Origin of the sequence: Vibrio genomosp. F6 (assembly GCF_005146325.1) — a bacterium.
Taxonomy (GTDB): domain Bacteria; phylum Pseudomonadota; class Gammaproteobacteria; order Enterobacterales; family Vibrionaceae; genus Vibrio; species Vibrio cortegadensis.
In genome coordinates, this window is sequence record NZ_SYUT01000003.1 from 1 (window position 1) to 3,012 (window position 3,012).

General features: G+C 39.9%; 3 protein-coding genes and 1 pseudogene. All 4 read left to right on the forward strand.

The genetic code is table 11. The annotated features are described in order from the left end of the window. The first annotated feature begins 96 nt into the window (after positions 1 to 96). The 4 genes and pseudogenes from FCV43_RS00040 to FCV43_RS00060 all read left to right on the forward strand — a co-directional run bounded on the left by FCV43_RS00040 (position 97) and on the right by FCV43_RS00060 (position 2,540). Positions 97 to 423: a hypothetical protein gene (locus tag FCV43_RS00040; RefSeq protein WP_136993658.1), complete on the forward strand. Its 327-nt coding sequence runs from the start codon at positions 97 to 99 to the stop codon at positions 421 to 423. 146 nt (positions 424 to 569) lie between these two features. Beyond that, positions 570 to 1,166 (forward strand): class I SAM-dependent methyltransferase, encoded by a 597-nt coding sequence (locus FCV43_RS00050; RefSeq protein WP_136993660.1) that lies wholly within the window; start codon positions 570 to 572, stop codon positions 1,164 to 1,166. 136 nt (positions 1,167 to 1,302) lie between these two features. Next, positions 1,303 to 1,802, forward strand: a pseudogene (locus FCV43_RS00055) (flavodoxin family protein). A 177-nt stretch (positions 1,803 to 1,979) separates the two neighbouring features. After that, positions 1,980 to 2,540 carry a hypothetical protein gene (locus FCV43_RS00060; RefSeq protein ID WP_136993659.1) on the forward strand — a complete coding sequence of 187 codons (561 nt, stop codon included), beginning with the start codon at positions 1,980 to 1,982 and terminating at the stop codon, positions 2,538 to 2,540. The last annotated feature ends 472 nt before the right edge of the window (positions 2,541 to 3,012 follow it).

Below are 3,012 nucleotides of genomic sequence, written 5' to 3' on the forward strand. Positions count from 1 at the left end.
TACGGTGCAATGGTTTAGTCTGGGTGTTATAGCGTTGTCGCACCTTAATTGGGCGTTATGCTCTATGCTGAAAAGTGGAACTTTATGGAGGTTGGCATGAGTATCAAAGAGTCTGATTGGAAAGTCTTCTGCGAAATTAAAAATGAAGCTATTCAGTTGTATTGCACAAGACAACTGAACGAAGTCATTGAAACTATTACTGACGAGTCAGAACTTGCAGGGGAAAGGTTTCATTTCATGTGTCAGTATTCCAAAACATCAGAAAAGCAGATGAAGCTTATCTTTGATGGTCACTCTCGGAATAAGGCATTTATTCAGCTCATGCTAATGTGCGAAGAAAATTTGGTTGCACCAGAGCAGTTCGAACGCCTTTCGGATGAAATAAAAAAAGACATTACGTCGTTGTTGGAAAGACGAGCATAACAAAGCGTTTAAGACGGATTCCCAACGCTCGGCATTTTCAGTTTGCTTTGGCTTAAGTGTTTACAGCACAATGCGTTAGGTGCAGTGGTATGCGTTGCTCACCACTTAACGCGGCGTTATGTACTTTTAGGGAAAATCAGAAACTTATGGATGAAAATACTGAAATTTGGCGCCAGTACTACGAAAAGGCATTGTCTCGCCCACATTCAAAACGTACTGAGTTTGCATCCAGACTCAATGAATCAAACCTTAAAATAGCCACTGACTGTGGTTGTGGAACAGGTAGTGATATCGAGTACCTAGAACAACAGGGTTATCAGGTTCATGGCTTCGATATTAATCCTGATTCAGTCTCTATTTGTAGAGACCGGTTTGGGGCAAAGTCATTAGTGGAAATTACAGAGTCGTCGTTTGAATCATTCGACTATCCAAAGTCTGGCGTAGTTATTGCTAATTCCGGTTTGTTTTTCGCTGACCCAAACCAATTTGAATCGACTTGGAGCAATATTAAATCTTCAATTGAAATCGGTGGAGTGTTTGCTGGTGACTTCATGGGCTTTGAAGACAGTTGGGCTAACAACTATCGTACTCCAACCACACCTTTATCGGAATCAGAGGTAAAGGCTCTGTTCTCAGGTTTTGAAATAGTCAGGTTCTTTGAACGTGATGAAAAATCGAAGACTTCATTGGGTAGAATGAAGCATTGGCATACATATTCCGTGGTCGCGGTGAAACGTACATAACAAAGCGTTTAAGACAGATTCCCAACGCTCGGCATTTTTAGTTCAAGTCAGCTTTGGTGTTTAAGGTGGCAAGGTTTTAGGTAGGGTGGTGGCGTTGCTCACTACTTAACGCGGCGTTATGTAACATGGAGGTTCAATGAAAATCGCAGTAATATTAGGTACTTCTAAATCTGACGGGAATACGAGATATTTGGTCGAGTCATTCGTGGAACAGTCGGGAGCGAAGCTGTTCGATCTTTCCGAGTTTAATATCAGCTTTTACGATTATGAGCATGAAAATAGAAACGACGATTTCTTGCCTATAATCCATGAAATTACTGGTTTTGATCATGTTGTGTTTGCTTCACCTGTTTATTGGTACTCGATGTCAGCACAACTAAAAGTGTTTTTCGACCGACTATCAGACCTTTTAACCATAGAAAAGGATTTAGGTCGTAAACTAAAAGGTAAATCTACTTCAGTCTTATCTACTGGTTTTAATGTGGATTTACCTGAGTGTTTTGTACAACCATTAAGTTGACTGCTAAATATATGCAACTAGAGTTCAAAGGCTGCGAGTATCTTGCTATACAAACAGAATCGGATTTAGCTAAAATTAAAAATAGTGCAGCGCAAGCTATTGAAAATGTTACATAACAAAGCGTTTAAGACGGATTCCCAACGCTTGGCGGTTTCGGCTTACTTTGAGTTAAGTGATTATGTCACAATGGTTTAGGTAGGGTGGTAGCGTTGCTCACCACTTAACGCGGCGTTATGTGTCAGACTGCTTATCAAGTCAGGACGATTAGTCGTATCAATATTAAGAATGTACCTATGAACGAAATACGTAAAGCTATTCACGAAGCCGTTTTGAATACACACAGAAAGGTATTATCTGGCGCTATAGTAAGAATTGAGAAGGATTTTCAAGAGTTTATATTTGGAGAACTCTATAAATTACTTCCTAATAAAAGAGTCAAATGGGAAGTTAAGGTCAACGGTAATCATCAGGCATATTATTTTACGGATAAGAACAGATCGTCCCATTCTAGAATTGATCTCGCTATAGAGTCGGAAGATGAAGCCATCGCAATCGAGTTGAAGTACATAAAGAACGCAGGAAGGGAGCGAGAATTAGATTTAGTTGGTGATATCGCAAAACTTGAGCAAATTATTGAGCATTGCGATTTCAAATCCGGCTACGCAATTCAGCTTATTGCCCCCAAAGTTTCATCAAGGTTGAATTTAGAACTTGCTAAAGCGGGTGAATATCGAGAGCTCTTAGGAACTAAGTTACAGTACCATTTCTTTTTAAAACAATCCTACAGTTTTGATTACATCGGGGACGATGATAAATTTCAGATAGTTATTCATGAAGTCGGAAAAGACACATAACAAACAATTCAACCTGACTTGCAACGCGTGGCATTTTTACTTCTAATCAGATTTAGTGGTTACGGTGCAATGCAGAACTCTTGTATTGCGTTGCTGCGCAAGTTAATTGGGCGTTATATTGCATAAGATTCAAAGGGTTAAATTATCTGTTTATCTTTGTCTGCGTTCGAGCTATACACCTGTTCGTTTCGTGAAAAATGCCATCAAAATGACCATCGCACGTAGAAAGTTTGTCTGCTAATTAGCTGCAACGTCACGCAAGTCTCCTCGTTAGTAAGTTTGCTGGCTCAAGTTCATTTTGCGCGGCTTCTTTTATGTGGGAACTTCATTGAAAGTTGTGACTTCAGCGCACTTTGCCGTCAGGTTACTCGCTCGAATTCATTGCTATTCTGGCTCTTCGAATGACTCTAATTTCAGCTCATTTCGTTTCTTAGCCAAGTGCGTTTTGTTGTTTATGATTGAGTTTCGAACT